The organism is Huintestinicola butyrica (genome assembly GCF_025567215.1).
In the GTDB taxonomy this organism is placed as follows: Bacteria; Bacillota; Clostridia; order Oscillospirales; family Ruminococcaceae; genus Huintestinicola; species Huintestinicola butyrica.
In genome coordinates this window covers 28,767-51,275 of record NZ_JAOQKB010000008.1, presented here as the reverse complement: position 1 = coordinate 51,275, position 22,509 = coordinate 28,767, and the positions used below count along the sequence as shown (strand labels likewise).

At 47.4% G+C, this 22,509-nt stretch carries 35 protein-coding genes; 33 read left to right on the top strand and 2 right to left on the bottom strand.

What is annotated here, in order from left to right:
- The first annotated feature begins 4 nt into the window (after positions 1 to 4).
- The 30 genes from rplD to rplQ all read left to right on the top strand — a co-directional run bounded on the left by rplD (position 5) and on the right by rplQ (position 15,014).
- A complete protein-coding gene (rplD, locus tag OCV68_RS09555) occupies positions 5 to 631 on the top strand; it encodes a 50S ribosomal protein L4 (RefSeq protein WP_022475296.1) in 627 nt (208 codons plus the stop codon).
- On the top strand, positions 631 to 921 hold the full coding sequence (gene rplW / locus OCV68_RS09550) for a 50S ribosomal protein L23 (RefSeq protein ID WP_022475295.1): 291 nt from the start codon (positions 631 to 633) through the stop codon (positions 919 to 921). Before rplD ends, rplW begins: the two co-directional genes overlap by 1 nt.
- Positions 922 to 999: 78 nt before the next feature.
- The gene (rplB, locus tag OCV68_RS09545; protein WP_022475294.1) at positions 1,000 to 1,833 is read left to right on the top strand and encodes a 50S ribosomal protein L2; all 834 of its coding nucleotides are present in this window, start codon (positions 1,000 to 1,002) and stop codon (positions 1,831 to 1,833) included.
- A 137-nt stretch (positions 1,834 to 1,970) separates the two neighbouring features.
- The gene (gene rpsS / locus OCV68_RS09540; RefSeq protein WP_022475293.1) at positions 1,971 to 2,252 is read left to right on the top strand and encodes a 30S ribosomal protein S19; all 282 of its coding nucleotides are present in this window, start codon (positions 1,971 to 1,973) and stop codon (positions 2,250 to 2,252) included.
- A 22-nt stretch (positions 2,253 to 2,274) separates the two neighbouring features.
- Complete coding sequence (gene rplV / locus OCV68_RS09535; RefSeq protein ID WP_022475292.1) at positions 2,275 to 2,610, top strand: 50S ribosomal protein L22; 336 nt, start codon at positions 2,275 to 2,277, stop codon at positions 2,608 to 2,610.
- 20 nt (positions 2,611 to 2,630) lie between these two features.
- On the top strand, positions 2,631 to 3,392 hold the full coding sequence (gene rpsC, locus OCV68_RS09530) for a 30S ribosomal protein S3 (protein WP_022475291.1): 762 nt from the start codon (positions 2,631 to 2,633) through the stop codon (positions 3,390 to 3,392).
- Complete coding sequence (gene rplP, locus OCV68_RS09525; protein ID WP_022475290.1) at positions 3,392 to 3,814, top strand: 50S ribosomal protein L16; 423 nt, start codon at positions 3,392 to 3,394, stop codon at positions 3,812 to 3,814. The genes rpsC and rplP overlap by 1 nt, the downstream gene beginning before the upstream one ends.
- On the top strand, positions 3,814 to 4,008 hold the full coding sequence (gene rpmC / locus OCV68_RS09520) for a 50S ribosomal protein L29 (protein WP_022475289.1): 195 nt from the start codon (positions 3,814 to 3,816) through the stop codon (positions 4,006 to 4,008). Before rplP ends, rpmC begins: the two co-directional genes overlap by 1 nt.
- A 19-nt stretch (positions 4,009 to 4,027) precedes the next feature.
- Positions 4,028 to 4,285 (top strand): 30S ribosomal protein S17, encoded by a 258-nt coding sequence (rpsQ, locus tag OCV68_RS09515; RefSeq protein ID WP_022475288.1) that lies wholly within the window; start codon positions 4,028 to 4,030, stop codon positions 4,283 to 4,285.
- A gap of 236 nt (positions 4,286 to 4,521) precedes the next feature.
- Positions 4,522 to 4,890 (top strand): 50S ribosomal protein L14, encoded by a 369-nt coding sequence (gene rplN / locus OCV68_RS09510; protein WP_022475287.1) that lies wholly within the window; start codon positions 4,522 to 4,524, stop codon positions 4,888 to 4,890.
- A gap of 15 nt (positions 4,891 to 4,905) precedes the next feature.
- Positions 4,906 to 5,229, top strand: a complete 324-nt coding sequence (rplX, locus tag OCV68_RS09505) for a 50S ribosomal protein L24 (RefSeq protein WP_022475286.1) — start codon at positions 4,906 to 4,908, stop codon at positions 5,227 to 5,229.
- A gap of 18 nt (positions 5,230 to 5,247) precedes the next feature.
- Complete coding sequence (gene rplE / locus OCV68_RS09500) at positions 5,248 to 5,790, top strand: 50S ribosomal protein L5 (RefSeq protein ID WP_022475285.1); 543 nt, start codon at positions 5,248 to 5,250, stop codon at positions 5,788 to 5,790.
- A 17-nt stretch (positions 5,791 to 5,807) separates the two neighbouring features.
- The gene (locus OCV68_RS09495; protein ID WP_022475284.1) at positions 5,808 to 5,993 is read left to right on the top strand and encodes a type Z 30S ribosomal protein S14; all 186 of its coding nucleotides are present in this window, start codon (positions 5,808 to 5,810) and stop codon (positions 5,991 to 5,993) included.
- 61 nt (positions 5,994 to 6,054) lie between these two features.
- On the top strand, positions 6,055 to 6,453 hold the full coding sequence (gene rpsH / locus OCV68_RS09490) for a 30S ribosomal protein S8 (protein ID WP_022475283.1): 399 nt from the start codon (positions 6,055 to 6,057) through the stop codon (positions 6,451 to 6,453).
- Between the two features lie 15 nt (positions 6,454 to 6,468).
- Entirely contained in the window at positions 6,469 to 7,014 is a 546-nt protein-coding gene (rplF, locus tag OCV68_RS09485; RefSeq protein WP_022475282.1) for a 50S ribosomal protein L6, read from the top strand.
- 92 nt (positions 7,015 to 7,106) lie between these two features.
- A complete protein-coding gene (gene rplR / locus OCV68_RS09480) occupies positions 7,107 to 7,466 on the top strand; it encodes a 50S ribosomal protein L18 (protein WP_022475281.1) in 360 nt (119 codons plus the stop codon).
- Positions 7,467 to 7,506: 40 nt separating this feature from the next.
- Positions 7,507 to 8,007, top strand: a complete 501-nt coding sequence (gene rpsE, locus OCV68_RS09475) for a 30S ribosomal protein S5 (protein WP_022475280.1) — start codon at positions 7,507 to 7,509, stop codon at positions 8,005 to 8,007.
- A gap of 14 nt (positions 8,008 to 8,021) precedes the next feature.
- Entirely contained in the window at positions 8,022 to 8,195 is a 174-nt protein-coding gene (rpmD, locus tag OCV68_RS09470) for a 50S ribosomal protein L30 (RefSeq protein WP_022475279.1), read from the top strand.
- Between the two features lie 22 nt (positions 8,196 to 8,217).
- Positions 8,218 to 8,658: a 50S ribosomal protein L15 gene (gene rplO, locus OCV68_RS09465; protein ID WP_022475278.1), complete on the top strand. Its 441-nt coding sequence runs from the start codon at positions 8,218 to 8,220 to the stop codon at positions 8,656 to 8,658.
- Between the two features lies 1 nt (position 8,659).
- Complete coding sequence (gene secY, locus OCV68_RS09460; RefSeq protein WP_022475277.1) at positions 8,660 to 9,973, top strand: preprotein translocase subunit SecY; 1,314 nt, start codon at positions 8,660 to 8,662, stop codon at positions 9,971 to 9,973.
- A 35-nt stretch (positions 9,974 to 10,008) separates the two neighbouring features.
- Positions 10,009 to 10,641, top strand: coding sequence for an adenylate kinase (locus OCV68_RS09455; RefSeq protein WP_022475276.1), 633 nt, complete (start codon positions 10,009 to 10,011; stop codon positions 10,639 to 10,641).
- 23 nt (positions 10,642 to 10,664) lie between these two features.
- Complete coding sequence (map, locus tag OCV68_RS09450; RefSeq protein WP_022475275.1) at positions 10,665 to 11,423, top strand: type I methionyl aminopeptidase; 759 nt, start codon at positions 10,665 to 10,667, stop codon at positions 11,421 to 11,423.
- Positions 11,424 to 11,438: 15 nt separating this feature from the next.
- The gene (locus OCV68_RS09445; protein ID WP_022475274.1) at positions 11,439 to 11,687 is read left to right on the top strand and encodes a KOW domain-containing RNA-binding protein; all 249 of its coding nucleotides are present in this window, start codon (positions 11,439 to 11,441) and stop codon (positions 11,685 to 11,687) included.
- 37 nt (positions 11,688 to 11,724) lie between these two features.
- A complete protein-coding gene (infA, locus tag OCV68_RS09440; protein WP_022475273.1) occupies positions 11,725 to 11,943 on the top strand; it encodes a translation initiation factor IF-1 in 219 nt (72 codons plus the stop codon).
- A 44-nt stretch (positions 11,944 to 11,987) separates the two neighbouring features.
- Positions 11,988 to 12,101, top strand: a complete 114-nt coding sequence (gene rpmJ, locus OCV68_RS09435) for a 50S ribosomal protein L36 (protein WP_002479550.1) — start codon at positions 11,988 to 11,990, stop codon at positions 12,099 to 12,101.
- Positions 12,102 to 12,227: 126 nt separating this feature from the next.
- Entirely contained in the window at positions 12,228 to 12,596 is a 369-nt protein-coding gene (gene rpsM, locus OCV68_RS09430) for a 30S ribosomal protein S13 (RefSeq protein WP_022475272.1), read from the top strand.
- A 14-nt stretch (positions 12,597 to 12,610) separates the two neighbouring features.
- Complete coding sequence (rpsK, locus tag OCV68_RS09425; protein ID WP_022475271.1) at positions 12,611 to 13,015, top strand: 30S ribosomal protein S11; 405 nt, start codon at positions 12,611 to 12,613, stop codon at positions 13,013 to 13,015.
- A 21-nt stretch (positions 13,016 to 13,036) separates the two neighbouring features.
- Positions 13,037 to 13,633, top strand: a complete 597-nt coding sequence (rpsD, locus tag OCV68_RS09420) for a 30S ribosomal protein S4 (protein ID WP_022475270.1) — start codon at positions 13,037 to 13,039, stop codon at positions 13,631 to 13,633.
- A 54-nt stretch (positions 13,634 to 13,687) separates the two neighbouring features.
- Positions 13,688 to 14,641 carry a DNA-directed RNA polymerase subunit alpha gene (locus tag OCV68_RS09415; protein ID WP_147622097.1) on the top strand — a complete coding sequence of 318 codons (954 nt, stop codon included), beginning with the start codon at positions 13,688 to 13,690 and terminating at the stop codon, positions 14,639 to 14,641.
- Positions 14,642 to 14,672: 31 nt separating this feature from the next.
- Complete coding sequence (gene rplQ / locus OCV68_RS09410) at positions 14,673 to 15,014, top strand: 50S ribosomal protein L17 (RefSeq protein ID WP_022475268.1); 342 nt, start codon at positions 14,673 to 14,675, stop codon at positions 15,012 to 15,014.
- A gap of 408 nt (positions 15,015 to 15,422) precedes the next feature.
- Here rplQ and nth read toward each other — a convergent pair whose 3' ends face one another.
- Entirely contained in the window at positions 15,423 to 16,070 is a 648-nt protein-coding gene (gene nth / locus OCV68_RS09405; RefSeq protein ID WP_262572212.1) for an endonuclease III, read from the bottom strand.
- Between the two features lie 181 nt (positions 16,071 to 16,251).
- On the opposite strand from nth, the gene OCV68_RS09400 reads away from it, so the two are divergent.
- The gene (locus tag OCV68_RS09400; protein WP_262572211.1) at positions 16,252 to 18,450 is read left to right on the top strand and encodes a clostripain-related cysteine peptidase; all 2,199 of its coding nucleotides are present in this window, start codon (positions 16,252 to 16,254) and stop codon (positions 18,448 to 18,450) included.
- A gap of 678 nt (positions 18,451 to 19,128) precedes the next feature.
- Here the strand turns inward: OCV68_RS09400 and OCV68_RS09395 are convergent.
- Complete coding sequence (locus tag OCV68_RS09395) at positions 19,129 to 20,025, bottom strand: hypothetical protein (RefSeq protein WP_262572209.1); 897 nt, start codon at positions 20,023 to 20,025, stop codon at positions 19,129 to 19,131.
- Positions 20,026 to 20,252: 227 nt separating this feature from the next.
- Here OCV68_RS09395 and OCV68_RS09390 point away from each other — a divergent pair, with 227 nt between their 5' ends.
- Complete coding sequence (locus tag OCV68_RS09390; protein ID WP_262572207.1) at positions 20,253 to 20,987, top strand: LytR/AlgR family response regulator transcription factor; 735 nt, start codon at positions 20,253 to 20,255, stop codon at positions 20,985 to 20,987.
- Positions 20,984 to 22,315, top strand: coding sequence for an ATP-binding protein (locus OCV68_RS09385; RefSeq protein ID WP_262572205.1), 1,332 nt, complete (start codon positions 20,984 to 20,986; stop codon positions 22,313 to 22,315). Before OCV68_RS09390 ends, OCV68_RS09385 begins: the two co-directional genes overlap by 4 nt.
- Positions 22,316 to 22,509 lie beyond the last annotated feature (194 nt).

Below are 22,509 nucleotides of genomic sequence, written 5' to 3'. Positions count from 1 at the left end.
GATAATGCCTAATATCAAAGTTATGGACATGACAGGTAATGAGGTTTCCAACATTGAGCTGTCAGATGCAATTTTCGGTATTACTCCCAATGTTCCTGCTATGCACACAATGGTTGTAAATTACCTTGCTAACCAGAGACAGGGCACACAGTCCACTCTTACCCGTACAGAGGTAAGCGGCGGCGGAAGAAAGCCCTGGAGACAGAAGGGTACAGGTCACGCAAGACAGGGTTCCATCCGTGCTCCTCAGTGGACACACGGCGGTATTGCTCTCGGACCTAAGCCCAGAACCTATCGTTTCACTGTAAACAAGAAGCTCAAGAGACTGGCTATGAAGTCTGCTCTTTCTTCTAAGGTTCTTTCCGGCGATATGATCGTTCTCGACGCTATCGCTATGAACGAGTACAAGACCAAGGATATCGTTAAGATGCTCAAGGCTGTTGGCGCTGAGGGACAGAAGGCTCTCATCGTTATGCCCGAGGTTGACTCTAAGGTCATCAAGAGCGCATCTAATATCCCCGGCGTTAAGACCGCTCTCGTAAACACAATCAACGTTTACGACATCCTCAACTACGACAAGTTCGTTGTTGTAAAGGATGCGGTTGCAAAGATTGAGGAGGTGTACGCATAATGACTGCACAGGATATCGTTATCAAGCCCATCATCTCTGAGAAGAGCATTGGCGGACTGCAGGAAAACAAATACACTTTCAAGGTTGCTAAGGATGCTAACAAGATCGAGATCGCTAAGGCTGTTGAAGAGCTCTTCGGCGTTAAGGTCGCAAGCGTTAACACCATGAATTGCAGAGGACGTGCTAAGAGAGTAGGCCTGAGCAGAGGCACAACTCCCGCTTGGAAGAAGGCAATCGTTACTCTGACTGCTGATTCAAAGACTATCGAATTCTTTGACGGCATGATGTAATCCTTTTGGGATCTTCCCGAAACGGAATGTATGGAGAGCATTGCTCTTCGCAAAACCATTTTAAGGAGTTGAAATCACATGGCAATTAAGTCATATAAGCCTACGTCCCCTTCAAGACGTCAGATGACTGTTACTGACTACAGCGAGCTTTCCAAGGTAGCTCCTGAAAAGAGCCTCCTCGCTTCTCTCGATAAGAAGGCAGGAAGAAACAGCTATGGTCGTATCACTGTTCGTCACAGAGGCGGCGGAAACAGAAGAAAGTACAGAATCATCGATTTCAAGAGAGATAAGCAGGGCATGAACGCTACTGTTCTTACTCTTGAGTACGATCCTAACAGAAGCTCCTTCATCGCTCTCGTTCAGTACGAGGACGGCGAGAAGAGATATATCATTGCTCCCTACGGTCTTAAGGTAGGCGACGTTGTAAGAGCAGGCTCCGATGCTGATATCAAGCCCGGTAACGCACTTGCACTTGCTGATATCCCCGTAGGTACCTTCATTCACAACCTTGAGCTTTATCCCGGCAAGGGCGCTCAGCTCGTAAGAGCAGCAGGCAACATGGCTCAGCTCATGGGTAAGGAAGATGAGTACGCACTCGTAAGACTTCCTTCCGGTGAAATGAGAAAGATCGCTGCTGAGTGCATGGCTACTATCGGCCAGGTAGGCAACATCGATCACGAGAACGTTAACCTCGGTAAGGCTGGACGTACCCGTCACAAGGGCATCAGACCTACAGTTCGTGGTTCTGTCATGAACCCCAACGATCACCCCCACGGCGGTGGTGAAGGTAAGTCTCCTGTCGGCCGTCCCGGACCTGTTACTCCTTGGGGCAAGCCCGCACTCGGTTACAAGACCAGAGCTACTCATAACCGTTCCGATAAGTTCATCGTTAAGAGAAGAAACGGTAAGTAATCATATGCTGCATGACGCAGCGTAAACTTCAAAATATTATTATACTCATGGATTCGTAAAGGGGAGAAGTGCTGATTTTGTCAAGCACAAAATCAGCAGTATCTTGCCTCTAAACATCTGAGAGGGGAGGAAAACCAATGAGCAGAAGTATCAAGAAGGGACCTTACGTACAGGAAGTCCTTTTAAAGAGAGTTATTGCCATGAATGAGGCCGGCGAGAAGAAGGTACTCAAGACATGGAGCAGATCCTCAACAATTTTCCCTGATTTCGTAGGACACACATTCGCTGTCCACGACGGAAGAAAGCACGTTCCCGTATATGTTACGGAGGATATGGTAGGTCACAAGCTCGGCGAGTTCGCACCTACAAGAACATTCAAGGGCCATGCAGGCTCCAAGACATCCAACAACGGTAAGTAAGGTAGAGAGGAGAGATTTTTAAATGGAAGCAAGAGCATCATTAACTAATGCTCGCATAGCACCCAGAAAGGTTCAGATCGTTCTCGACCTCATCAGAGGCAAGGACGTTGAAACTGCTATGGCGATTTTAAAGTACACACCTAAGTCTGCCTGCGAATACCTGGAGAAGCTTTTGAAGTCTGCTGTTGCAAACGCTGAAAATAACTTCGGAATGAACAAGGAGAATCTCATTGTTTCCGAGTGCTTCGTTTGCCCCGGACCTATCATGAAGCGCATTATGCCTCGTGCACAGGGCAGAGCTTTCCGCATCAACAAGAGAACATCCAACGTTACTCTCGTTGTAGCAGAAAAAGAATAAGTCGAAAGAGGAGGTAAATTATGGGACAGAAAGTTAATCCCCACGGTCTGCGTGTAGGCGTTATCCAGGACTGGGATTCCCGTTGGTTTGCAAATAAGGCTGCTTTCGGCGACACTCTTGTTGAGGACTACAACGTTCGTAATTTCATCAAGAAGAGCCTCAAGGACGCAGGTGTTCCTAAGGTTGAGATCGAAAGATATGCCGATAAGGTAAGAATTCACGTTTACTGCGCTAAGCCCGGTATCGTTATCGGACGCGGCGGCGAAAATATTGAAAAGCTCCGTCTCAGCGTTGAAAAGATGATGGGCAAGTCTGTTTACATCAACATCGTTGAAGTAAAGCAGCCTGACCTCAACGCTACTCTCGTTGCTGAGAACATCGCTACTCAGCTTGAGAACCGTGTATCCTACAGAAGAGCTATGAAGCAGGCTATCGGCCGTTCCATGAAGCTCGGCGCTAAGGGTATCAAGGTTAAGGTAGGCGGCCGTCTTGCAGGTGCTGAAATCGCAAGATCCGAGACTTACCACGAGGGTACTATTCCCCTTCAGACAATCCGTGCCGATATTGACTACGGTTTTGCTGAGGCTCACACCACTTACGGTCGTCTGGGCGTAAAGGTTTGGATCTACAAGGGTGAGATTCTTAAGGGCGAGGCTTCCGCAGCAAGAGTTAACAAGGCTCCCGCTGAAAAGCCTGAGAGAAAGCGCCGCAACAATGACGGCAAGAGACGTGAGGGCGGTTACAGACCCCGCTCCAATAAGAATGAAGGAGGTAATGCATAATGCTGCTTCCCAAGAGAGTTAAGTACAGAAGAGTTCAGAGAGGAAGACTTACCGGTAAGGCTCTCAGAGGAAACAAGGTTTCCAACGGTGAGTATGGTCTTCAGGCTCTTGAGCCCGCTTGGATCACCTCCAACCAGATCGAGGCTGCCCGTATCGCTATGACAAGATACATCAAGAGAGGCGGACAGGTTTGGATCAAGATTTTCCCCGACAAGCCCATCACTGAGAAGCCCGCTGAAACCCGAATGGGTTCCGGTAAAGGTTCTCCCGAATACTGGGTTGCTGTCGTAAAGCCCGGAAGAGTTCTTTTTGAAATTGCCGGCGTTCCCGAGGAGACTGCAAGAGAGGCTATGCGTCTCGCTATGCACAAGCTCCCCATCAAGTGCAAGTTTGTAGCTAAGGAAGAGGAGGCGAGCAACTAATGAAGGCTTCAGAAATCAGAGATATGACTGCACAGGAGCTGGAAAACAAGCTCGTTGACCTTAAGAAAGAGCTTTTCGCTCTTCGCTTCCAGCACACTGTAAACCAGCTTGACAATCCCGCAAGATTAAAGGCTGTTAAGAAGGACATTGCCCGCATCAAGACCATTATGCGTGAGCAGTCCAATGCTCAGTAAGTGAAGGGAGGACATTATAATGGCTGAAAGAAATCTTAGAAAAACAAGAGTAGGCAAGGTAGTTTCCAATAAGATGGATAAGACTATCGTTGTTGCAATTCAGGATAATGTAAAGCACCCCCTTTACAAGAAGATCATCAAGAGAACCATTAAGCTCAAGGCTCACGACGAGCAGAATGTCTGCAACATCGGTGACAGAGTTGAGATCATGGAGACTCGTCCTCTTTCTAAGGATAAGAGATGGAGACTTGTTGAGGTTATCGAAAAGGCTAAGTAATCTTTGCTTGAAATTTGTCTAAAATGCCAAGGGGTAATTTTGCCCTGCGGTATTGACAAATGCCTTGCGGTATGTTATAATCTTAATGTTGCCGTTACAGGTCGGATGTAACATTTACTACGAAACACACGGCAGCGTTGAGACGATATAATTTATTTAATGTGATCAATCGGTATCAGGCAGGTCAAAACCTGCCTAATGCCGTATTTCACTGTTAAGGAAGGAGTTAATGCGCTGTGATACAGATGCAGACTTATTTAAAGGTCGCTGATAACACAGGTGCCAAGGAGCTTATGTGCATCAGAGTTCTGGGCGGCACACGCAGAAGATATGCTAATATCGGCGATGTAGTTGTTGCTTCCGTTAAAAAAGCAACACCAGGCGGCGTTGTTAAGAAGGGCGACGTTGTTAAGGCAGTAATCGTTCGTTCCGCAAAGGGTCTCCGCAGAGAAGACGGAACTTACATCCGTTTTGATGAGAACGCAGCAGTTATCATCAAGGAGGACAAGAACCCCAAGGGAACACGTATTTTCGGACCTGTTGCTCGTGAGCTCCGTGATAAGGACTTTACAAAGATTCTTTCTCTGGCTCCCGAAGTACTTTAATGGAGGTGCCGAGTTATGAATAAGTTACACGTTAAAACCGGCGATACTGTTGTTATCCTTTCCGGTAAGGACAAGGGCAAGCAGGGCAAGGTTCTTGAGGTTTCCCCCAAGGAGCAGAAGGTTATCGTTGAAGGTCTCAATATCGTTACCAAGCATGTTAAGCCCCGTCAGATGGGCCAGCAGGGCGGCATCGTAAAGTGCGAAGCTCCCCTTTATGCCTGCAAGGTTATGGCTGTTTGCCCTCACTGCGGCAAGCCTACCAGACTTGGTCACAAGATCGAAGCTGACGGCAGCAAGTCCAGAGTTTGCAAGAATGCAGACTGCGGCAAATCTTATTGATGAAAGGAGTTACCTACCATGGCAGCAAATCTTAAGGAATTATATGTCAGCACAGTAGCTCCCTCACTTATGAAGAAGTTCAGCTACAAGAGCGTTATGCAGATCCCCAAGATCGACAAGGTTGTTATCAATGTCGGCGCAGGCGAGGCTAAGGACAATTCCAAGGTCATCGACGCTATCATGAACGACCTGGCTCTTATCACAGGTCAGAAGCCTGTTGTTTGCCGTGCTAAGAAGTCTGTGGCAAACTTCAAAATCCGTGAGGGCATGCCTATCGGCGTAAAGGTTACTCTCAGAGGCGAAAAGATGTACGAATTCCTCGACAGACTTTTCAATGTTGCGTTCCCCCGTGTACGTGACTTCAGAGGAATCAACGGCAACTCCTTCGACGGCAGAGGAAATTACTCCACCGGTATCAAGGAGCAGCTCATTTTCCCCGAAATTGAGTACGATAAAATAGATAAGGTTCGTGGTATGGATATCAACATTATCACTACCGCAAACACAGACGAAGAAGCTAAGGAGCTCCTCGAGCTCATGGGCGCTCCGTTTGCAAAGTAATTGGGAGGTTTAATTAAATGGCTAAAACTTCAATGAAGATCAAGCAGCAGAGAACTCCTAAGTACTCTACAAGAGCTTATAACAGATGTAAAATCTGTGGCAGACCCCACGCTTACATGAGAAAGTTCGGAATTTGCAGAATCTGCTTCAGAGAGCTTGCTCACAAGGGTCAGATCCCCGGCGTTAAGAAGGCAAGCTGGTAATCAAATTACCACAGGCTGATTTCGTCTTAAACCGCTGAATTTTTACAAGGAGGTTAAAGGTATGCAAATTACCGATTCAATTGCCGATATCCTTACAAGAATCCGTAACGCTAACACTGCTAAGCACGCTACTGTAGATGTGCCCGCTTCCAATATGAAGAAGGCAATCGCTCAGATTCTTGTTGATGAAGGCTATATCAAGAGCTATCAGATAATTGACGACGGCAAGCAGGGTATCATCAGAATTACCCTCAAGTACGGCGAAAATAAATCTCAGGTTATCACCGGCCTGCGCAGAGTTTCCAAGCCCGGTCTCCGCATTTACTCCAGCTGTGAGGATATGCCCAAGGTCATGAAGGGCCTCGGAATTGCTATTGTGTCAACTTCCAAGGGAGTTATGACTGACAAGAAGGCAAGAGAGCTTAACGTTGGCGGCGAAGTCCTTGCATTTATTTGGTAAGGAGGAACACGTACAATGTCAAGAATAGGTAGAAAGCCAATAGCTGTTCCCGCAGGCGTTGATGTTAAGATCGACGGTCACGTTGTTACCGTTAAGGGTCCTAAGGGTACACTTACCAAGTCCTTCCACAAGGATATGATCATCAAGCTGGAAGGCAACGAAATCATCGTTGAGCGTCCTACTGAGGATAAGCTCCACAAGTCACTCCACGGTCTTACAAGAACTCTCGTATCCAACATGGTTGAAGGTGTTACACACGGCTTCTCCAAGTCCCTCGATATCGACGGTATCGGTTACAGAGCTCAGAAGCAGGGCAAGAATCTCGTTATGAACCTTGGTTATTCACACCAGGTTATCGTTCCTGAGATCGACGGCATCACCATTGATGTTCCCGCTGCTACCAAGATCATCGTAAACGGCATCGACAAGCAGGCTGTTGGTCAGTTTGCTGCTGAGATCCGTGAGAAGAGACCTCCCGAGCCTTATAAGGGCAAGGGCATCCACTACACCGGCGAGCATATCATCCGCAAGGAAGGTAAGGCCGGTAAGGGTAAGAAGTAATTTTTTACCGAATTTACGTTTTCCCTCAATACGAAAGAGAATGGGACAGTTGTTACTACTATTCTCCAGTTTGATAAGGAGTTGAATATTAAATGGTTAAGCAGATGAACAGAAAGGCTGCAAGAGCCAAGAGACAGGCAAGAGTTCGTTATAAGATCAGCGGTACTGCTACCTGCCCCAGACTCAATGTATTCCGCAGCTCCAAGCATATTTATGCGCAGCTTATCGATGATGTTGCAGGCGTAACTCTGGCAAGCGCTTCCTCTATGGACAAGGGCTTCGAGGGCAATGGCGGCAACAAGGACGGCGCATTCAAGGTTGGCGAGGCTATCGCTGCCGCTGCTAAGGAAAAGGGTATCACCGATGTTGTTTTCGACAGAGCAGGTTACCTTTACCACGGCAGAGTTGCTCAGCTTGCAGACGGTGCAAGACAGGGCGGTCTTAACTTCTGATTTATTTTAAATCGGATAACTTTTAAAGGAGGTTATACTTTTGGCTAAGATAGATGCTACTAATCTCGAGCTCACCGAAAAGGTCGTTGCCATTAACAGAGTTTCCAAGACTGTTAAGGGCGGTCGTATCTTCAAGTTCGCCGCTCTCGTTGTAGTCGGCGACGGAAACGGTACCGTTGGCTTCGGTATCGGAAAGTCCGGAGAAGTTCCTGACGCTATCCGCAAGGGTATCGAAGATGCTAAGAAGAATTTAATCAAGATTTCCCTCAGAGGCTCTACCATTCCTCACGAGGTTATCGGCGAATTCGGCGCAGGCCGTGTTCTCATGAAGCCCGCTGCTCCCGGTACCGGTGTTATCGCAGGTGGTCCTGTTCGTGCCGTTATCGAAGTTGCCGGTATCAAGGATATCAGAACCAAGTCTCTTCGTTCCAACAATGCTTGCAACGTTGTAAGAGCTACCCTTCAGGGTCTCTCCAGCTTACGCAGCGCTAAGGAAGTTGCTGAAGTAAGAGGCAAATCCGTTAAGGAAATTTTAGGCTAAGGAGGATGACAGTAATGGTTACCATTAAGCTCGTAAAAAGTCTTAACAGCTGTAAGAAAGACCAGATCGCTACTGCTAATTCCCTCGGTCTTAGAAAAATCGGCGATACTACTACTCAGCAGGATAACGCTGCTGTTCAGGGTAAAATCAAGAAGATTTCCCACCTCGTTAATGTAACTAACGCTTAAATTGCAGGGAGGTGCGATTGATATGAAGTTATATGAACTTTCTCCTGCCGCTGGCTCCGTAAAGGATGTCAAGAGAATCGGCAGAGGTCACGGCTCCGGCAACGGCAAGACTGCCGGCAAGGGCCACAAGGGACAGAATGCCCGTTCAGGCGGCGGCGTAAGACCCGGCTTTGAAGGCGGCCAGATGCCCATGACCAGAAGAATCCCTAAGAGAGGATTCAACAACATTTTCGCTACTAAGTACTCCGTTGTTAATGTTTCTGATCTTGACCAGTTTGTTGACGGTACAGTTGTTGACGCTGATCTCCTCAAGGCAAGCGGTCTCATCAAGAAGACCAACGACGGCGTTAAAATCCTCGGCAATGGTGAACTCACCAAGAATCTTACCGTTAAGGCTGCAGCTTTTTCCGCTTCAGCTAAGGAAAAAATCGAGAAAGCAGGCGGGAAGGCTGAGGTGATGTAATGTGTTCGAGACCATGCGCAATGCTTGGAAAACACCTGAGCTGAGAAAAAAGCTCTTATACACATTACTCATTATCGTTATCTTCCGTCTCGGATGCGCAATTCCCGTTCCCTTCCTTGACCCCAATGCTCTATCGAACATTGTTCAGGACGGAAACATATTCGGATATCTGGATATGCTCTCGGGCGGCGCTCTCTCAAAGGGCACAGTATTTGCTCTTTCAATTCAGCCGTATATCAACGCTTCGATCATCGTGCAGCTTCTCACCTATGCGCTTCCTCCTCTGGAAAATCTCCAGAAGGAAGGCGAAGAGGGAAGAAAGAAGATACAGAAGATCACAGGATATGTGGCACTGGCTATCTCACTGGTTATGTCCTACGCTTATTACCTCACTATGAGAAAGATGGGCGCTGTTGATTACACCTCAGGCTTTGAAGGCGTGTTCGCTGCTATAGTTATTATGGCAGTATTCACCGCAGGTTCAAACCTCATCGTTTTCCTCGGCAACCTGGTAAACGAAAACGGTATCGGAAACGGTATCTCGATTATCCTCTTCGCCGGAATCGTCGCAAGATGCCCCAGCGATGTAAAGGATATGGTTGAGCTCGCAATAAGCGACCCCAACAAGTACGTTTTCCCCGTTATCTTCGTTCTTCTCATTTATGTTGTAATGATCGGCTTCATCGTTCTTATGAACGAGGCTGAAAGACGTATTCCCATTCAGTACGCTAAGCGTGTTGTGGGAAGAAAGCAGTACGGCGGTCAGAACACTCACATTCCCGTAAAGATCGCAATGAGCGGCGTTATGCCTATCATCTTCGCAATGGCATTCATGTCCATTCCTCAGACGATCGAAATGTTCGTTGCAGCACCTACAGGTGATCCTGCAACATGGAGCTTTGGTCAGAAATTCTATCACGGATTCCTGAACTTCTTCAACTACTCCAGCGGCTGGTATGCAGTGATCTACTTCATTCTCATCATTGCATTCAACTATTTCTACGTTTCAATGCAGTACAATCCTATTGAGATCGCAAACAACCTCCGTCAGAACAACGGCGGTATCCCCGGTATAAGACCCGGTAAGCCTACCAGCGATTTCATTCAGAGAGTACTTTCCAAGATTACTCTTATCGGCGCTGTATGCCTCGGTATCATCGCTATCTTCCCCATTCTGTTCCATATGGCAGTTCCTGCTATGAACATCTCCATGGGCGGTACTTCGATACTGATCATCGTAAGCGTTGTACTTGAAACCGTCAGAACTATGGAGTCCCAGATGATGATGCGTCATCACAAGGGCTTCCTTGAATAATTCACTTACCCCGAAACTCTGAAAGGACGAAATGTATGAATCTTATTTTGCTCGGCGCTCCCGGCGCAGGCAAGGGCACTCAGGCTGAAGTGATCAGCAATGCTCTTAACATTCCCCAGATTTCTACAGGCAATATTCTCAGAGCAGCCGTAAAGAACGGTACAGAGTACGGTCTTAAGGCAAAGAGCTTTATGGACGCAGGCGCTCTTGTTCCAGATGAGGTTGTTATCGGTATTCTGAAAGACAGGATCGCTGAGGACGACTGCAAGAACGGCTTTATTCTTGACGGATTCCCCAGAACAGTTCCCCAGGCTGAGGCTCTGGAGACTATGGGCGTTCAGATCGACAAGGTAATCGAGATCTCCGTTCCCGATGAGGCTATCAAGGCTCGTCTGGGCGGCAGAAGAGTCTGCGAGAGCTGCGGCGCTACCTATCACGTTGAGTTCAACCCTCCCAAGGTAGAGGGCAAATGCGACAAGTGCGGCGGCAACGCTGTTCAGCGTAAGGACGATGCTCCCGAAACTGTAATCAACAGACTGAAAACATACCATGAGGCTACTGCTCCCCTCGTAGATTTCTATAAGGGCAGAGGTAAGCTCAGAACTGTTATCGGTCAGGCTGAGGTAGCTGATACCTCCAAGCTTGTTCTTGAAGCAGTGAATGCCTGATTATTACAGAAGAAGGCGCAGCAATGATTAGTGTTAAATCCAGATCCGAGTTGGAAAAAATGCGCAAGGCCGGTATTATTGCCGGTAATGCGCTCCACTTCGGAGGACAGTCAATAAAAGTCGGTATGACCACTTATGAGCTGGATAAGATAATCCACGATTACATCGTTAAGCACGGTGCAACTCCCTCTTTCCTGGGATACGGCGGCTTCCCCGCTTCGGCGTGCATTTCGATAAACAACAAGGTCATCCATGGTATCCCGTCCAAGCATGAACACATCAAGGACGGCGATATCGTGAGCATTGATGTGGGAGCCTATATAGACGGTTTCCACGGAGATACTGCTTATACGTTTGCTGTCGGAAATGTTTCTGAGGAAGCTGCACAGCTTCTCAAGGTCACCAAGGAAGGCCTTTTCAAGGGTATTGAACAGGCTGTCCCCGGTAACCGTGTGGGAGATATCTCCCATGCAGTTGAGGAGTACTGCTCTTCTTACGGATACGGTATCGTCAAGAACTATGTCGGTCACGGCGTAGGCGCAAAGCTCCATGAGTCCCCTGAGGTGCCTAACTTCGGTAAGGCCGGCAGAGGTCCAAGGCTTGTTGCGGGCATGACGATTGCCATCGAGCCGATGATCAATGCAGTAGGTGAGGACGTTAAGGTTCTTCCCGACGGCTGGACTGTATTGACAAAATCCGGTTCACTCTCCGCTCACTTTGAGCATTCAGTCGCAATCACGTCCGAGGGTCCGGTAATTCTTACCATGCCCACAATCGTTTAAGAGGGGGACGCTGATGTGGAAGCAATCACCGGCAGGATAGTCCGCAGCCTTGCAGGCAGGGACAAAGGAAATTTTCTTGTTGTCATCAAAGCGGACGAGAATTTCGTCTATCTGGCAGACGGAAAAGAGCGAAAGCTTGCTTCTCCCAAAAAGAAGCGCATAAAGCATACAGCTTTTACCAATACTGTCATAGATACGGAAACTCTTACCGATAAGAAGCTCAGAAGCGTTATTGCGGAATATTCCTCGTCGGAAAATTCCTGATAATTAACCGAAACCGAAATCCAAGGAGGCTGTCAGCTTGTCTAAGGAAGATGTAATTGAGATTGAGGGTACCGTTATCGAGGCTCTCCCCAACGCCAACTTTCAGGTTGAGCTTGCAAACGGACATAAAATTCTTGCTCACGTATCGGGCAAACTGAGAATGAACTATATCAGAATCGTTCCCGGCGACAAGGTAACCGTTGAAATGTCACCCTATGACCTGTCCAAGGGCAGGATCACATGGAGAGCAAAGTGATGCGGATTTACCGCTAAAACAACCATTTGAGAAGGAGGATTATCATGAAAGTAAGACCTTCCGTAAAGCCTATCTGCGAAAAGTGCAAAGTTATCAAGAGAAAAGGCAAGGTTATGATCATTTGCGAAAATCCTAAGCATAAGCAGCGTCAGGGCTGAATGCTGTTGTTGGCATAAGGCTTATGCCTGCATGAGCTTCATGCCTGCATGAAATAAGGATTATTATATATCGCCATAAAAACACATGGACGTAAAGTCTAAATTTAATTCGGAGGTGCATTTTTAATGGCACGTATTGCCGGTGTTGACCTTCCCAAGAATAAGAGAGTTGAAATCGGACTCACTTATATCTACGGAATAGGCCGTAAATCTGCGGATGAAATTCTCGCAAACACAGGTGTAAACCCTGATATCAGAGTCAAGGACCTCAGCGAAGACGATGTTGCTAAGCTCCGTGACTATATCGACCACAACTTCATGGTTGAGGGCGACCTTAGAAGACACGTTGCTCTCAACATTAAGAGACTTGTTGAAATCGGCTGCTACAGAGGCGTTCGTCACCGCAAGGGTCTCCCCGTAAGAGGTCAGAGAACCAAGACTAACGCAAGAACCCGCAAGGGTCCTGTAAAGACCATCGCTAACAAGAAGAAGTAAGGAGGGATTGAACAATGGCTCAGGTCAAGGGTAAAAAAGCTACTACCATCAGAAGACGTCGTGAACGTAAGAACATTGAAAATGGCGCTGTTCATATCCAGTCCACTTTCAACAACACAATCGTAACCATCACCGATACTCAGGGCAACGCACTTTCTTGGGCGTCCGCCGGCGGACTCGGTTTCAGAGGATCCAAGAAGTCCACTCCTTTCGCTGCTCAGACTGCTGCTGAAACTGCTGCAAGAGCTGCTATGGAGCACGGTCTTAAGACTGTCGAGGTTTACGTTAAGGGCCCCGGCGCAGGAAGAGAAGCTGCTATCAGAGCTCTCCAGACTGTAGGTCTTGAGGTTAGACTTATCAAGGATGTAACCCCCATTCCCCACAACGGATGCCGTCCTCCTAAGAGAAGACGTGTCTAATTTACAGGAGGTGTTATTGCAATGGCTTTAAATAAAGAACCTATCTTAAAGAGATGCAGATACCTTGGTATCAGCCCTATGGTTATGGGTATTTCCAAGGAGTCCAACAGAAACCCCGGCGCTAACAACAGAAGAAAGGTTTCTGAATACGGCACTCAGCTCAAGGAAAAGCAGAAGCTCAAGTTCATCTACGGCGTTCTTGAGAAGCCTTTCCACCACTATTTTGAGATTGCTTCCAAGATGGAGGGCAAGGCCGGTGATAACCTTATCACTATCCTCGAGTCCCGTCTTGACAATGTTGTTTACAGAATGGGCCTTGCTCTTACAAGAAGAGAAGCAAGACAGCTCGTTACTCACAGACATTTCACTGTAAACGGCAAGCGTGTAAATATCCCCTCTTACCGTGTTAAGGAGGGCGACGTTATCGCTCTTTACGAGGGCAGCCGCAGCAGTGCCAAGTTCAAGGATGTTGTTGAGCAGACCGCTAACAGAGTAGTTCCTCTCTGGCTCGAAGCTGATAAGGCTAACTTCTCTGCTAAGGTTGTTCGTATGCCTCTTACAGAGGATCTCGATTACGAGACTCAGACACACCTGATCGTCGAGCTGTACTCCAAGTAATAACTACTTTGAGTCTGCTCAACACCACATTGCGACTATAGGAGGGTTTTATAAATGCTTGAAAAAATCGAAAAGCCGGAAATTGAGACCGTCAAGCTGGAGCCTAATGGCACTTACGGTATGTTCGTTCTTGCTCCTCTCGAGCGCGGCTATGGTACTACTCTGGGCAACAGCCTCAGACGTGTACTGCTCTCCTCGCTTCCGGGTGTTGCTGTCACCTCTGTAAAGATTGACGGTGTGCACCACGAATTATCTACTATTCCCGGGGTTAAGGAGGATGTCACTGAGATCATCCTTAACCTTAAGGGTCTTACTGCAAAGCTCTATGGCGAAGGCCCCAAGACCATTTATATTGAGGCTGAGGACGAATGTGAAGTCACCGCCGGAGATATCAAGACCGATTCTGAGGTCGATATTCTTGTTCCCGAGATGCACATTGCTACTCTGGGCAAGGACGCTAAGCTTTATATGGAGATCACCATTGACCGTGGCAGAGGATACGTTCCTGCTGAAAAGAACAAGCAGCTTTTCAACCTCGGTATCGATGTGATCGCCGTTGACTCTATCTACACGCCTGTACTGAAAGTAAACTTCCGTGTCGAGGATACTCGTCTCGGTCAGGTTACAGACTACGATAAGCTTATCCTTGAGGTATGGACCGATGGTACCGTATCCGCTAAGGAAGCCGTGTCTCAGGCAGCCAATCTCCTCATTGAGCATCTGAAATCCTTTAGTAATCTCTCTGATGAGTCCGCTATCACCGAAATCATGGTGGAGAAGGACGATAAGGGCAAGGAGAAGATCCTTGAGATGACCATTGAGGAACTTGACTTGTCAGTACGTTCCTTTAACTGCTTGAAGCGTGCGGGAATAAATACTGTTGAAGATCTGATCAGTAAATCAGAAGAAGAAATGATGAAGGTTAGAAACCTCGGTAAGAAGTCCTTTGACGAGGTTAAGGAGAAGCTCCAGTCCCTGGGATTCGACCTTAACGCCGATGATGAATAACCGTTCCAATTATTGGTAAGGAGTGATCATAATGCCGGGAACCAGAAAACTGGGCCGTACAAGCGACCATAGAAAGGCTATGCTGAGAGCTATGGTTACTTTCCTGCTTGAAAATGGCAGAATTGAAACTACAGTTACAAGAGCTAAGGAAGTCCGCTCTATGGCTGAAAAGATGATTACAATAGCTAAGACTAACGACCTCCACTCCAAGCGTCAGGTTTTTGCCTACGTTACTAAGGAAGATGTTGTTAAGAAGCTGTTTGACGAGATTGCACCTAAGTATGCAGACGTTAACGGTGGTTATACCAGAATCGTTAAGATCGGTCCCCGTCGTGGCGATGCTGCTGAGATGGCAGTTATCGAGCTCGTTTGATTTAATTAAATCAATTAAAGTCCGTCCCGTTTGGGGCGGACTTTTTTTATAAAGTATAGTCAATCTTTATGTACCTTAATGATCTCTGCCATTTTTACAGTGACAGTATAGCTTTTATTTATCTTCAGCCTATCATAGATCATTAACGAGCAGCCTAATGTGTGAACCTTTGAGAAATTTTCATACAGGCAATCAACCGTATAATGAGTTACTGTTACCTGCTTTGAGCGAGTGGGACTAAGTCCCTGATAGTAAGTGGATCTTTTATTCAGGACAACTATTTCATGTTTTTTTCCACGGTAAAAAACGAAAACGAAAAAGATGATTAAAAAGAATCCGATAATTATGACAACAATAGCGGTCTGTATTACCTGAGATACATTGTCCATGAATTACCCCACTTTCATTTTATGCCCTGCACCTGAACTCAGGCACTTTCTCTTCCATATACACCCTTAGCGCACAATGCTCGCAGTCTGGCTTGCGTGCAGTGCAGGTGTCTCTGCCGAAAAGCACCAGACGGTGGCAGAAATCCGAGCTCTTTTCCGGCGGGATAAGCTTTTTCAGGTCGGTCTCAACCTTTTTCGGGTCCTTTGAATCGGTCAGTCCGAAGCGGTTGGTTATCCTTATGCAGTGAGTGTCCGCAACGATGGCGGGCTTGTGGTGAACATCACCCATAATAAGGTTGGCGGTCTTTCTGCCAATGCCCGAAAGCTTGGTCAGCTCCTCAATGGTGTCGGGGATAACCCCGTTCAGGTCGTAGTAAAGGGCGTGGGTCATCTCAACTATGCTCTTTGCCTTGGTCTTGTACAGTCCGCAGGGACGTATTATCTCCGCTACATCGTCCATATCTGCGTCCGCAAAGCTTTTCAGGGTGGGATATGCGGTGAAAAGCTCCTTTGTAACGATATTCACACGGGCGTCGGTGCACTGGGCGGACAGTCTGCCTGCTATCATCAGCTCGTAAGGCTCCTTGTATGTAAGTGAGCAGAGGGCATCGGGATATATTTTTTCGAGACATTCAACAAGCGCCTCGGCGGTTTCTTTAAGGGACATAACATCATTCCTCCCATAGGCTTCTTTAACAATAATTATACCACACAGATATACTTTTTGCAATAGAGATATCCCTGTGAAAAATTGCCGATGATATTATATTTTGATTGACATTTATGACGAAATGTGTTAAAATAATTATGCTAAATGTTTGAAAATATTTGCTTATCGGAGGAAAGATATGAAGGAGAAAATGCTTGGAAAACGAATTGCTGCGGGGATTGCGGCAATTATGACAGCGGCGACATTATGCGCCTGCGATGATCTTGATGAATATGACGATTATTCGGAGGAAGACACCTCCGAACAGACAGTTACTTCCCGTTCAGAGGAAGTCACCGAAGCTCTAAGCGACAGATCATCTGAAAGCTTTAACGGCAGAGGCTCAAAGCTGAACCTTGACAGCAACGGGGAAGTGTCCATTACAAGACTGGCGAGGGATAATCCCGCTCCCATGGGCGATGCTGACACCTGGACAGTGTTTGTATATATGTGCGGAAGCGACCTTGAAAGCGAGAACGGTCTGGCAGTTGATGATATCGAAGAAATGGCGAACGCATACACAGGCGATAATGTCCGCTTTGTGGTGCAGACAGGCGGAAGCACCCAGTGGAACGGCTATGATATTTCAGCTGACAGTCTCCAGAGGTTCGAGGTAACAGGCGGCGGTGTTTATCTGGTTGACGAGGTATCAGATGCAGATATGGGTCAGGAACAGACGCTGGAGGACTTCCTCAGATGGGGCGTGCAGAATTACCCTGCCGACAAAATGGGCGTTGTTTTCTGGAACCACGGCGGCGGAAGCATTACAGGCGTTTGCTTTGATGAAAAGAACGAGTACGATTCCCTTTCCCTGACCGACCTTGACAAGGCTTTCACATCGGTCTTTGACGAAATGACCGACAAGTTCGAGTTCGTGGGCTTTGATGCCTGCCTTATGGCAACGGTTGAGACAGCAAATGTCCTTGTTCCTCACGCAAGATACATGATCGCCTCCGAGGAGACCGAGCCGGGACGTGGCTGGGATTACACCGAGATAGGCAGATATCTGGACGAGAACCCCGGCTGCACAGGCGCACAGGTGGGCAAGGTGGCTGCGGACAGCTTCTATGACTCCTGCGCAGCTTCCGACGAGGAAGCGGGAGCAACATTGTCCGTTACCGACCTTTCAAAGATAGATAAGCTTATCATTGCCATAAACAACGCTGCTGCTTCCATGAACGGCGCTTCGGACGACAGCTCAAATCTTTCGGGCATGGTCCGCTCCATAAGAAAAGCCAAGAATTACGGCGGCAACAACAAGTCCGAGGGCTATACAAATATGGTGGATCTGGGCGAGCTGTTCAAGTCCGCCTGCGGCGACAGCGAGGCTCAGGAAGTTATGGACGCTCTGAATGACGCTGTGGTATATAACGTTTACGGCGATGATGAATACGGCTCCAACGGACTTTCAACATATTATCCCCTCAGTATTGAAGGCTCACAGGAGCTTAATATCTTCAAGGATATCTGCGTAAGTCCCCAGTATATGAGCTTTGTGGATAAAATGGCATACGGCTCCGCCAACGGCAGCATTGACGGCTACAGCGACGATATGTGGCTTGACGAAGAGAACGGCTATTGGGACGACGAAAGCTGGGAAGAGACCGATTTCTGGTCATATCTCGATGACCTTATAGGCGGCGGACTGAGCTTTACCGATAATGACAGCAGCATCAACTTTGCCGAGGGGCCTTATCTCAATGATGAGGGCACATTCACCTTTACCCTCGACAGCGGCAGCATTGACAATGTGAGCGGAGTTTACTGCTCTGTTTTCTATGTTGATGAGGAAAACGGCTATTTATATGAGCTGGGCCTCGATAACTATGTTAATGTAGATTGGGACAACGGCACAGTCGAGGATATGTTCGACGGCCTCTGGTATATGCTGGGCGACGGTCAGGTACTTGCTGCATACATCGTTGAAGAGGGCGAGGACTATGACATTTATACAGCACCAATTCTTCTCAACGGCGAGCAGACCAACCTGCGAATAAAGAAGCAGTATCACGATGACGGCTACGATAACTTTATTCTCGGCACATGGGACGGCATCGACGAGAACGGTCAGGCAGACAAGACCGTAAGAAAGCTCCGGCAGGGCGATGTTATCACTCCCGTATATTACACATATGACGAAAACGGCGAGTATGTGGACGATATGACAGGTGACGAGTACGTATATGACGGCGATACAAAGGTGTATGACAACTTCCTGCCCTCAGCGGACTATCTGTACAGCTTCTGCATAGAGGATATCTTCGGAAACAGCAGCTATACCGATTTTGTTACATTTAATGTAGATGACAGCGGAGCAGTTTCGTTTTATATTGACTGATACAGCAAGGGCTGCTGCATATCGCAGCAGTCCTTTTGTCTGTGATCGCATATGAAAAAATCAGCACAAATAATCACCAAGGTAAAGGGTTTAGGAAGTCCACTGAGGGCAGAGCCATCTGGTCGCCCTATGCAGTGGTAAACAAAACAAACAGCAGATACTTGACATCTTATTTGTAAAAACAATAATTTAAGGAAAAAAACATTCTTATAAATTTGCTTACTAAATAACCAAAGAGCTTCAAATAAAAGAACGGAGTGAAGCCCAAGCCTGAAAACATAGCTATAGAAAAAGGTACAAATAGATGAATGGGGTTCGGTCTCCGGCGGCAAGCAAAACGTAGGGGGATAAAAAACGGTAGGGAATAGGGGTTCAAGGAAGAGGTGTGCAGAGGAGAAACCATCAGGGGGAAGGGGAATGCCGTTTTTTGCCCTTGCTTTAGTTTCCTCTTCCCCCTGGTGGTGTCTCCTTTGCATTAGGTGCGGACAAATGAGATTGAAGTGTAGGTATGTCCATGCTTTCGTCTTGCAACAGTCTAAGTGATTTTTAAGAATTAGGGTGCTTAAATGACAGCTTCAACCTTGACTATTCCCCCGAAAAGCAGTAAAATAAAAACCGAACCCCTGCACTGCTGTGGGCAGCACAGGGATCCGGTTAGGGGAATCAGGAGGTCTGCTGTCAGCCGCCGATAAGGCTAAGCATGTAGTTTACTACATCGTCAGCCTCTTCCTCGGTGAGCTGAGTGTATATGGAAGCTATTCCATCGGGTGTTGTGAGCTGGAGAGCAGAGCCGTCATCGGAGATCTGCCAGTCCAGTGAGCCCTGGAGCGCATAGTCTGAGTCATAAAGATAAATGTTGTTGTAGTCAATGCCCCAGATGAACTCGGAAGTAGATGCTGAGCCGTCAGACTCAACTGTTACTGCTTCAAGTGTGCTGTCTGTAATATGAAGAGCCTCTGCAGAGCCATCGCCGACAGTTGCCCAGTATGTGCCCTGCAGGTATTCGCCTACCTTGCACGCAGCTGCCATCTGCTGAACAGCTTCCGCTGCCTGATCGAATGAGTAGCTGTCTGTCTGAGCCATTACGGCGTTGTTGTTGAGCACGAGAACGCTGTTCTCACTGTCGTAGCTCCAGGGTATCTCTGCGAGCTGCTCGGTATTTGCTTCGTCACTGTAGATGTAAAGGTTCTGGTCGCTTATAGCCCAGTAACCCTCGATAGATGAGCCGTCATTAGCTGCGAAATATACGTATGTTCCGTTGAAGCCCAGCGCATAGCAGTCATAATCGGGGTTCATTCCGACCCAGAGTGTGCCGTCAAGAGCGTTTGCCAGTTCCTGGACTGCATCGCCCAGCTCGTCAGTGCTCTCATCTGCTGCTTCGGTGTCTTCCTCGGTGTCTTCCTCGGTGTCAGCTTCGTCTGTGTCGTCGCTGCTGTCGTACTCAGCGTCCTGTACCTCTGCTGCGTTTTCTGCGTCGGCAGAATCATCGTAGGACGTGCTGTCATCTCCGCCGCAGGCTGTGAATGCGGACAGTGCCAGCATTATGGCAAGAGCGGAAATAAGAGTTTTTTTCATATGTTTTATTCTCCTTGAGTGGTGTTGCTCTGTATGTGTTCATATGTGTGTGATTTCAGAACCATTAAAGCACTTTTATCATTATACGTATTTTTTGACTGATTTCAATACTCTTGACGTAAACGTCATATTTTTGTCGTAAAAATCAAACAGTAATCTAAAAATATGTTGCATTTAAGGCAAAAAATATTTAATATCGCTAAAATAATACGCAGAAAAGGACGGTAATGCTTATGAAAACTGCTGTTGTCGATGATATGCAGTCGGAAGCCCTACTCCTTGAAGGCTTCCTTAAAGAATATTCGGTCAAAACGGGGCATGATATGGATATTACCTTTTTTTCAGGGGGAGAAAGCTTCCTTGAAGCCTTTGAAAAAGAGGATTTTGACATTATTTTCATGGATATCTACATGAACGGCATAAGCGGCGTGGAAGTGTCAAAAAAGCTTTGGGAAAGCGGCAGAAAGTATGTTCTGGTGTTCCTTACATCGTCATCTGAGCATATGTCCGACGCCTTTGCCTGCCATGCCTTTGACTACCTTTTAAAGCCCGTGACATACGAGCAGCTGGAAAGGGTCATGAACGATATCACCCGTTCCGACAGCACAGAGAATATCAGGCTCACAAACGGCAGAGAGGAATTTGTGCTGCCATGCAGCAGCTTTGTGTGCGCATACAGCGCCGACCATTACATAATCCTCATCACCTCAGACGGGGAGGAGCACAGGATAAGAGGCTCCTTTGCATCATTTTCCGATGCCTTTGAGGGCGTGGAGAGCTTTATGGTCATAAACCGTGGTACGGCGGTGAATATGGACTGCATATCGGATATAGAGGACGGCTGCTGTGTTATGAAGGACGGCAGGAAGTTACCCATCAAGGTAAGGGAGTACGGCAATATCCGCAGAAAATGGCATGAGTACCGCTTTGAAAAAATACGTGCCGAAAGGAGCAGACAATGACTGTCAGAAGCTTTCTGGAAATGGTCTCCCAGTTTTTTATAATCTTTCCCTCAGCGATATTGTGCTACCTGCCAATGGTGAAAAAGCTGCGGTTCCCGCTGAAAAAGATACTTTTGTGGGAGTTTGGCATACTTCTGGTGCTGTCGCCCGTAATGGCATTTCTGTGCCTCAGGTTCGGGCTGTCCATAAATACGTTGCTCATTCCTGCGCTCATACTGTTTTATATCATGTTCAGGGGAACGGTCACAACGGGAAAAATGCAGACGCTGGCGGTGTTCGTGGGAGTGTGCAACCTTATGTCGTTCCCGTCGGTGTATTCTGTTATGTATGACGCTTACCTACACCCCGACGGACTGCTGGAAAATTACAGCATGGAGGCAAATATCTTTTCGCTTGTACTTACGCTGATATTGTCCGCAGTGATAGGCTATCCCCTCTGCGTAAAAGGCTCGGAGCTTATAGAGCACCAGACCAGCGAAAAGGTTTGGGGACTGACTATCCCCGTGTCACTGGTCATGTTGATGATAAACTACAGCATAGAGCCTGTCTATTACAGGAATATGTATGTGGGCAGAATGTTCTTCCTGGCAATTATGATAATAACCGCAATGCTTCTGCTGCTAATGTTCCTTATGGTCATATTCTACTATGCGGCAATGAGCATCTATCAGAACGAGCAGACCAAGGCAAAGGCAAGAATGCTGGAAATGCAGGAAAGCAGATATCTAAGACTTCAGGACTATATCGAGAAAACAAGGAAGCTCCGCCACGATTTCAGACAGTCGATACACGTTATGAATACCCTTGCTGCGGAGGAGGACTATGATACCCTCAAAAAATATCTTGCCGAGTATGAAGCACAGATGCCGGTGGGGCTTACCGACTATTGCAGGATAAATTCAGTAAATGCACTGCTCAACTACTACGGTCAGTGGGCGGAGCAGAACGGGATAAAGCTCAGCTGGAAGATACAGCTGCCCGACGATGCGGGAATATCCCAGCCCGACCTGTGCAGCGTGCTGGGAAATGTGGTGGAAAACGCACTTGACGGCTGCATGACAGCACAGACAGGGGAGAGATATCATCAGCTTTCGGTGGTCTGCGAGGAGCCGTATATATACATAGTTTCCACCAATAGCTTTGACGGCAATGTTAAGGAAAAGAACGGAAGCTTTATGTCAACAAAGCATAAGGGAATGGGAACGGGAATACCGTCAATAAAAGCGGCGGTGGAGAAATATAACGGCACAGCCGAGTTCAGATATAAAGGTAAGGAGTTTTATGGGGATATTATGATGAAAATGGGGGAGACACAACAAAGCCAATAAAAGGTAAAGGGTTTAGGTCAAGCCTTTTTCCCGAAAGGCTTGCGGGTTTCCAAAGGGCGGAGCCATTTGTCGCAGGTACGGACAAATAAACTTTTCGATTTCAGCACCAATGCACAAATGGCAAACCCATACCCCCATGTTAATGTTGACTAATCACCCGAAAAGCGGTAAAATAATAATGACACTCAGCATAT

Bases quoted from the DNA above. Each gene is read 5' to 3' on its own strand.
- rplD (WP_022475296.1), top strand. From the start codon at position 5: ATGCCTAATATCAAAGTTATGGACATGACAGGTAATGAGGTTTCCAAC.
- rplW (WP_022475295.1), top strand. From the start codon at position 631: ATGACTGCACAGGATATCGTTATCAAGCCCATCATCTCTGAGAAGAGC.
- rplB (WP_022475294.1), top strand. From the start codon at position 1,000: ATGGCAATTAAGTCATATAAGCCTACGTCCCCTTCAAGACGTCAGATG.
- rpsS (WP_022475293.1), top strand. From the start codon at position 1,971: ATGAGCAGAAGTATCAAGAAGGGACCTTACGTACAGGAAGTCCTTTTA.
- rplV (WP_022475292.1), top strand. From the start codon at position 2,275: ATGGAAGCAAGAGCATCATTAACTAATGCTCGCATAGCACCCAGAAAG.
- rpsC (WP_022475291.1), top strand. From the start codon at position 2,631: ATGGGACAGAAAGTTAATCCCCACGGTCTGCGTGTAGGCGTTATCCAG.
- rplP (WP_022475290.1), top strand. From the start codon at position 3,392: ATGCTGCTTCCCAAGAGAGTTAAGTACAGAAGAGTTCAGAGAGGAAGA.
- rpmC (WP_022475289.1), top strand. From the start codon at position 3,814: ATGAAGGCTTCAGAAATCAGAGATATGACTGCACAGGAGCTGGAAAAC.
- rpsQ (WP_022475288.1), top strand. From the start codon at position 4,028: ATGGCTGAAAGAAATCTTAGAAAAACAAGAGTAGGCAAGGTAGTTTCC.
- rplX (WP_022475286.1), top strand. From the start codon at position 4,906: ATGAATAAGTTACACGTTAAAACCGGCGATACTGTTGTTATCCTTTCC.
- rplE (WP_022475285.1), top strand. From the start codon at position 5,248: ATGGCAGCAAATCTTAAGGAATTATATGTCAGCACAGTAGCTCCCTCA.
- OCV68_RS09495 (WP_022475284.1), top strand. From the start codon at position 5,808: ATGGCTAAAACTTCAATGAAGATCAAGCAGCAGAGAACTCCTAAGTAC.
- rpsH (WP_022475283.1), top strand. From the start codon at position 6,055: ATGCAAATTACCGATTCAATTGCCGATATCCTTACAAGAATCCGTAAC.
- rplF (WP_022475282.1), top strand. From the start codon at position 6,469: ATGTCAAGAATAGGTAGAAAGCCAATAGCTGTTCCCGCAGGCGTTGAT.
- rplR (WP_022475281.1), top strand. From the start codon at position 7,107: ATGGTTAAGCAGATGAACAGAAAGGCTGCAAGAGCCAAGAGACAGGCA.
- rpmD (WP_022475279.1), top strand. From the start codon at position 8,022: ATGGTTACCATTAAGCTCGTAAAAAGTCTTAACAGCTGTAAGAAAGAC.
- rplO (WP_022475278.1), top strand. From the start codon at position 8,218: ATGAAGTTATATGAACTTTCTCCTGCCGCTGGCTCCGTAAAGGATGTC.
- OCV68_RS09455 (WP_022475276.1), top strand. From the start codon at position 10,009: ATGAATCTTATTTTGCTCGGCGCTCCCGGCGCAGGCAAGGGCACTCAG.
- map (WP_022475275.1), top strand. From the start codon at position 10,665: ATGATTAGTGTTAAATCCAGATCCGAGTTGGAAAAAATGCGCAAGGCC.
- rpmJ (WP_002479550.1), top strand. From the start codon at position 11,988: ATGAAAGTAAGACCTTCCGTAAAGCCTATCTGCGAAAAGTGCAAAGTT.
- rpsM (WP_022475272.1), top strand. From the start codon at position 12,228: ATGGCACGTATTGCCGGTGTTGACCTTCCCAAGAATAAGAGAGTTGAA.
- rpsK (WP_022475271.1), top strand. From the start codon at position 12,611: ATGGCTCAGGTCAAGGGTAAAAAAGCTACTACCATCAGAAGACGTCGT.
- rpsD (WP_022475270.1), top strand. From the start codon at position 13,037: ATGGCTTTAAATAAAGAACCTATCTTAAAGAGATGCAGATACCTTGGT.
- OCV68_RS09415 (WP_147622097.1), top strand. From the start codon at position 13,688: ATGCTTGAAAAAATCGAAAAGCCGGAAATTGAGACCGTCAAGCTGGAG.
- rplQ (WP_022475268.1), top strand. From the start codon at position 14,673: ATGCCGGGAACCAGAAAACTGGGCCGTACAAGCGACCATAGAAAGGCT.
- nth (WP_262572212.1), bottom strand. From the start codon at position 16,070: ATGTCCCTTAAAGAAACCGCCGAGGCGCTTGTTGAATGTCTCGAAAAA.
- OCV68_RS09400 (WP_262572211.1), top strand. From the start codon at position 16,252: ATGAAGGAGAAAATGCTTGGAAAACGAATTGCTGCGGGGATTGCGGCA.
- OCV68_RS09395 (WP_262572209.1), bottom strand. From the start codon at position 20,025: ATGAAAAAAACTCTTATTTCCGCTCTTGCCATAATGCTGGCACTGTCC.
- OCV68_RS09390 (WP_262572207.1), top strand. From the start codon at position 20,253: ATGCTTATGAAAACTGCTGTTGTCGATGATATGCAGTCGGAAGCCCTA.
- OCV68_RS09385 (WP_262572205.1), top strand. From the start codon at position 20,984: ATGACTGTCAGAAGCTTTCTGGAAATGGTCTCCCAGTTTTTTATAATC.